The 5,270-nt window shown below is 70.0% G+C and carries 5 protein-coding genes; all 5 read right to left on the bottom strand.

Translation table 11 applies throughout. The features are described 5' to 3' along the window. A partial coding sequence (locus tag NS354_RS00025; RefSeq protein WP_058592587.1) for an ATP-binding cassette domain-containing protein occupies positions 1-799 on the bottom strand: 799 nt, incomplete at its 3' end. Beyond that, a complete protein-coding gene (locus NS354_RS00020; RefSeq protein ID WP_058592586.1) occupies positions 796-1,842 on the bottom strand; it encodes an ABC transporter permease in 1,047 nt (348 codons plus the stop codon). The genes NS354_RS00025 and NS354_RS00020, both read right to left, overlap by 4 nt. Before the next feature lie 28 nt (positions 1,843-1,870). After that, complete coding sequence (locus tag NS354_RS00015) at positions 1,871-2,884, bottom strand: sugar ABC transporter substrate-binding protein (RefSeq protein ID WP_058592585.1); 1,014 nt, start codon at positions 2,882-2,884, stop codon at positions 1,871-1,873. A gap of 371 nt (positions 2,885-3,255) precedes the next feature. After that, positions 3,256-4,389, bottom strand: coding sequence for a LacI family DNA-binding transcriptional regulator (locus tag NS354_RS00010; protein WP_058592584.1), 1,134 nt, complete (start codon positions 4,387-4,389; stop codon positions 3,256-3,258). Between the two features lie 103 nt (positions 4,390-4,492). Further along, positions 4,493-5,270, bottom strand: a 778-nt coding sequence (locus NS354_RS00005) for a Gfo/Idh/MocA family protein (RefSeq protein ID WP_058592583.1), incomplete at its 5' end; no start/stop codon positions are given.

Here is a 5,270-nt window from a genome sequence, read left to right as displayed (position 1 = left end):
CGGCGCCGACGTCGCGGAGCTCGTGCACGAGCTGCTCGAGCTCGGCGCCGCCGGCCATGAGGCCCGTCAGCTCCTCGAGCGAGATCGCCGACTTCTCGTGGTACCCGATGCTCTGGCCGCGCTTGAGCAGCAGGAAGCGGTCGCCCACCGGGTAGGCGTGGTGCGGGTTGTGCGTGATGAAGATCACGCCGAGACCCCGATCCCGCGCCTGGATGATGTAGCGCAGCACCACGCCCGACTGCTTCACGCCGAGCGCCGCGGTGGGCTCGTCGAGAATGAGCACCTTCGCCCCGAAGTAGACCGCGCGGGCGATCGCGACGCACTGGCGCTCGCCTCCCGACAGGGTGCCGATCGGCTGATCCACGTCGCGCAGATCGATGCCCATGTCGAGCAGCTCCTGCTTCGCCGTCCGGCGCATGAAGTCGACGTCGAGCCGCTGGAACGGACCCCACCCCTTCGTCTGCTCGGAGCCGAGGAAGAAGTTGCGCCAGACCGGCATGAGCGGAGCGACGGCGAGATCCTGGTACACGGTCGCGATGCCCCGGTTCAGCGCCTCGCGCGGTGAGTCGAACCGCACCGGCTCGCCCTCGACGAGGTACTCGCCCGCGGTGTGCTGGTGGAGGCCGGCGATGATCTTGATGAGCGTCGACTTGCCGGCGCCGTTGTCGCCGAGCACGCACATCACCTCGCCGGCCGAGACCTTCAGGCTGACGTCGCGGAGCGCGATGATGTTGCCGTACCGCTTCTCGGCATCGCGCAGCTCGACGAGCGGCGCGGCGGCGGTCGCTGTGGCGTTCACTTCTTCCCTCCTCGCGCCGCACGGCGCTGCAGCGTGAAGTTCAGCACGGTCGCGCCGAGCAGCATGGCGCCCAGGAAGAACTTCAGCCAGTCCGGATTCCATTCGGCGTAGACGACGCCCTTGAGCGCCATGCCGTAGATCAGGGCGCCGATCGCGCCGCCGATCGCCGAGCCGTACCCGCCGGTCATGAGACAGCCGCCCACGACGGCCGCGATGATGTAGAGGAACTCGTTGCCGATGCCCTCGCCCGACTGCACCGTCTTGAATGCGAAGAGCTGGTGCATGCCGAGCAGCCAGGCGCAGAAGCTCACGCCCATGTAGAGCCCGATCTTCGTCTTCACGACGGGTACGCCCACGGCGCGAGCCGCGTCGGGGGCGCCGCCCGACGAGAAGATCCAGTTGCCGATCTTGGTGCGCTGCAGAATCCAGGTGGCGATGAGCACCAGGATGATCCAGTAGAACACCGTGATCTTGACGTTGACGCCGAAGACGGGGATGTCGGCTGCGAACACCGCCTCCGCCGAGGCGAATCCCGGCCACTGGGCGATGGACGGTGCCGCGACGCCGCCCGTGAGCGCCCGGGTGACGCCCAGGTTGAGGCCCGTCAGCATGAAGAAGGTCGCGAGCGTGATGATGAAGCTCGAGAGCTTCGTCTTCGTCAGCAGCCAGCCGTTGAGCAGTCCGATCAGGAGCGAGAAGACCAGCCCGATGGTCGCTCCGACCCAGACGTTCCCCCCGAACCAGTACATGAAGAGGGATGAGGAGAGGGCCGCCGAGATGACGCCGACGCCGGCCGACAGGTCGACCTCGCCGCCGATCATCAGCAGGGACACGCCCACCGCCATGATGCCCACCGTCGACGCGCCGTAGAGGATCGTCGCGATGGAGTTCGGCTGCGTGAACTGAGGGGCGACCACGGCGAACATGACCGCGAGCACCAGTGCGGCCGCCGTGGCGCCCGCCTCGGGCTTCGTGAAGAACCTGGTGAAGAGGTTGCCCGATGCGACGCGCTCGTCGAACTTCGGGGCTGTTGCTGTACTCATGGATTCGACCTTCCGGTACGACCCTTCCCTACTCCGCCGACTCCGCGTCACCGCCGTCGAACTGCGACGCGACGCTCTCGGCGTTGTCGGCGTTGACGACTGCGGGGCCGGTCAGCACCGCCTGGCCGCCTCCGAGTACATAGCCGCCCTCCGTGTAGAGGCGCACGGCCTCGACGGCGGAGTAGCCCTGCAGGAAGGGCTGCTGGTCGATGCCGAAGAGGATCGTGCCGTCCTTGATGGCCGCGTAGACGTCCGCATTGAGGTCGGTCGTCGCGAGGGTCGCGCTGCTGCCGGCATCGGCGATCGAGTCCATCGCGGTCATCGCGAAGGGCGCACCGAGGGTGAGCACGGCGTCGATGTCGGAGTTGGTCTGCAGCTTCGACGTGATGGTCGAAGCGACGTTGGTCATGTCGGTGCCCTGCACGTAGAGCACCTCGGAGGTGCCCTCGAAGGTGTCGGCGAGCCCTTCGCAGCGCGATTCGAGTCCGACGTGGCCCTGCTCCTGGATCACGCAGACGGCCTTCTTCAGGCCGGCGTCGTTGAACTGCTCGCCTGCGGCCTGGCCGGCGATGAACTCGTTCTGGCCGAAGTGGGCGAGCACTCCCAGATCCTTGAAGGCGTCTTCGCCCGCATTGATGCTGAACACCGGAATGCCGGCGTCGACCGCCTTCTGCACCTCGCCGGCCATTGCGTCCGACTTGGCGAGCGTCACGACGATGCCGTCGACGCCCTGATCGACCGCCTGCTGCACGAGCTGCGCCTGGCGGGCGCCATCGGGATCGGAGCTGTAGAGCAGTTCGACGTTGTTGCGCTCGGCGGCGTTCTCAGCGCCGGCTCGGATCGTGTCCCAGAACGTGTCGCCCGGTGCGGCGTGGGTGACGAGGGCGACCTTGATCTCCTCCTCATCGACGCCTCCACCGCTTCCGGCGGCTCCTCCGCCGGCGCCCGCGGGTGAGCCGCACGCGGCGAGGGCCAGTGCTCCGACACCGGCCAGGCCCGCGAGGCCGATCTTCGACCAACGCCCGAAACGAGATTTCAACATAGCTGCACTCCATCGTGTAATTGAACTAATGTCGTTACAAAGCTTGCGCTCTGGGTTCACAGTACCGTAACTTTCACGAACAAGCATCTCCTCCGATAAAGGTTGGATAACGACCACGCGGAGCCGCACGCGCAGCTCGGCCGCGCACGGGTGCGCGCCGCCGAGCGCCTCCCGGCGCCGTCGGAATCCACCGCTCGCCATCGGGGCACGTTGAGCGCGGGGTGCATCCAGTCGGCTCCGTCGGGGCCCCTTGCAGCGTACCGCTCCGAGCGATCGCAGCCCGTGCAGCGCGAACGCCTCGTCGTGCCCCATGCACGCCGAACGCACGCGGTGGACGGCGAACTCGCCCCGCAGAGCTCCCCGCCCGCCCGTCATGCCGAGGCGCGCACCACGAGTGTCGGCGGAATCAGCACCTCGCCGATCGAGCGATCCGCGTGATCCGCACCCGCTCCCGCTCCCGCTCGACCCGCAAACGCGCTCGCTCGATCCGCGCCCGCGCCCCCGGCACCCGGGCTCCCCGGCGCCGCGACACCCGGCGCCGCGAGGAGCGCCTCGGCGGCCTCCCGACCGATGCGCCGGTTGTCGGGGTCGACGGTGGTCAGGGAGATGCGCGGGATCGCGGCGAGGGTCGTGCCGTCGTACCCCACGACGCGGCACCCGCTCGGCACCGCGACGCCCTCGGCCTCGAGCGCGGTGATGACGCCCACCGCGGTCACGTCGTTGACGGCCACCACGGCCTGCGGCAGTCGATCCTCGGCGACCAGCCGCGCCACCGCGCTGCGGGCGCCCGCCTCCGAGAAATCGGCGCGCTCGACCCAGGCATGCGCGCCGAACCCCCGCCGCTCGGCCGCCGCGACGAACGCGCGCTCCCGGGCCGCCGCCACCGTGCCGCCGTCGCCGCCCACGAACGCGACGCGCTCGACGCCCTGGGCGGCGAGGTGCGCGACCACGAGATCGAGCCCTGCCGCATCATCGGTGCGCACTGCGGCGACGACGTCCTGCGTCGCATCGATCGCACTCGCCACCACCGTCGGAATCGCGGCCGTCAGCTCCGACAGCTCCGCGAACTCCGGAATCGTGCCGACCGCGATGAGCCCCGACGGGCGGAGATCGCGCAGCACGTCGATGTTGTCGCGATCCAGCACCGCGCCGCCCGCCCCGTCGTCGACCTGCGCGCTCAGAATCACGGTGCGCCGGCCCGCCGCCGCCAGACGCGCCTTCGCCGCTCCGACGATCTCTGCGAACAGCGGGTTGTGCAGGTTCGAGACGAGGATCGCGACGATGTCGCGGCGCCCCGCCGACAACGACTGCGCGACCAGATTCGGGCGATACCCGAGCTGCTCGGCCGCGTGCAGCACGCGCAGGCGACGCTCCTCGCTCACCGTGCCGCCCCCGGTGAACACGAGCGACACCAGCGACTTCGAGACCCCGGCGACCCGCGCCACATCGCGGATCGTGGGCGAGCGCACGGGCCCTCCCGGCGCTGCGCTCGTGTCGTGCGCCATCGTCTCTCCTCGCGTCCCGTTCATCATAGGTGCGGCGCCGGAGATGCGGGCCCGGCTCGCGGCGGGCCGACGGCGGCGGCGCGGCGAAGCTCGGAGCGAACCGTCAGAGCTCGACCGCGACGGTCGCGCCCGTCTCGGCGGATCGCTGCGCGGCATCGGCCAGGATCAGCGCCGCCCGGCCGTCGTCGAACGTCGGGCTCGTCGACGGTTCGCCGCGCACCAGGCGCACGAATTCGCCGAGCTCCGCGGCGTACGCCGTCGCGTAGCGCTCGAGGAAGAACTCGGGGTAGGGCGGCCGCGCCTCCACCGCGTCGCCGTTCGACAGCACGACCGTGTTCTGCTGCGGATTGCCCACCTGCAGCATGCCCGTCGCCCCGAACGCCTCCATGCGCTGGTCGTAGCCGATGGCGCTGTGGCGCGAGTTCATGATCGTGACGATCGCACCCGACTCCGCCTGGAGCGTCACGACGGCGGTGTCGAAGTCGCCGTGCTCGCGCGCGCCCGCGTCGAAGGTGCGCGTGCCGGTCGCGCTGACGGCGACGATGCGGTCGTCGCCCGTGAAGAAGCGCGCCATGTCGAAGTCGTGGATCGTCATGTCGCGGAAGATGCCGCCCGACACCCCGATGTACTCCGCCGGAGGTGCTGCCGGGTCGCGGCTGATGATGAGCAGCTGCTCGAGCGCGCCGATCTCGCCCGCGCGCACCCGGGCGCGGGCGGCGGCGTGATTCGGGTCGAAGCGCCGGTTGAACCCGAGCGCCACCGGCACGCCGCTCGCCGCGACCAGCGGGCGCAGGGCGTCGACGCGGGCGATGTCGAGGTCGATCGGCTTCTCGCAGAGCACGGGCAGGCCGGCGCGCACGGAGGCCTCGATGAGGTCGACG

The organism is Leucobacter chromiiresistens, assembly GCF_001477055.1.
In the GTDB taxonomy this organism is placed as follows: domain Bacteria; phylum Actinomycetota; class Actinomycetes; order Actinomycetales; family Microbacteriaceae; genus Leucobacter; species Leucobacter chromiiresistens_A.
Note: the sequence above shows the minus strand (reverse complement) of the source record. Positions and strands in the feature narration are given on the sequence as shown.

What these genes read in the sequence shown, in the direction of transcription:
- NS354_RS00010 (WP_058592584.1), bottom strand. Translation starts at nt 4,389, where the DNA reads ATGGCGCACGACACGAGCGCAGCGCCGGGAGGGCCCGTGCGCTCGCCC.
- NS354_RS00015 (WP_058592585.1), bottom strand. Translation starts at nt 2,884, where the DNA reads ATGTTGAAATCTCGTTTCGGGCGTTGGTCGAAGATCGGCCTCGCGGGC.
- NS354_RS00020 (WP_058592586.1), bottom strand. Translation starts at nt 1,842, where the DNA reads ATGAGTACAGCAACAGCCCCGAAGTTCGACGAGCGCGTCGCATCGGGC.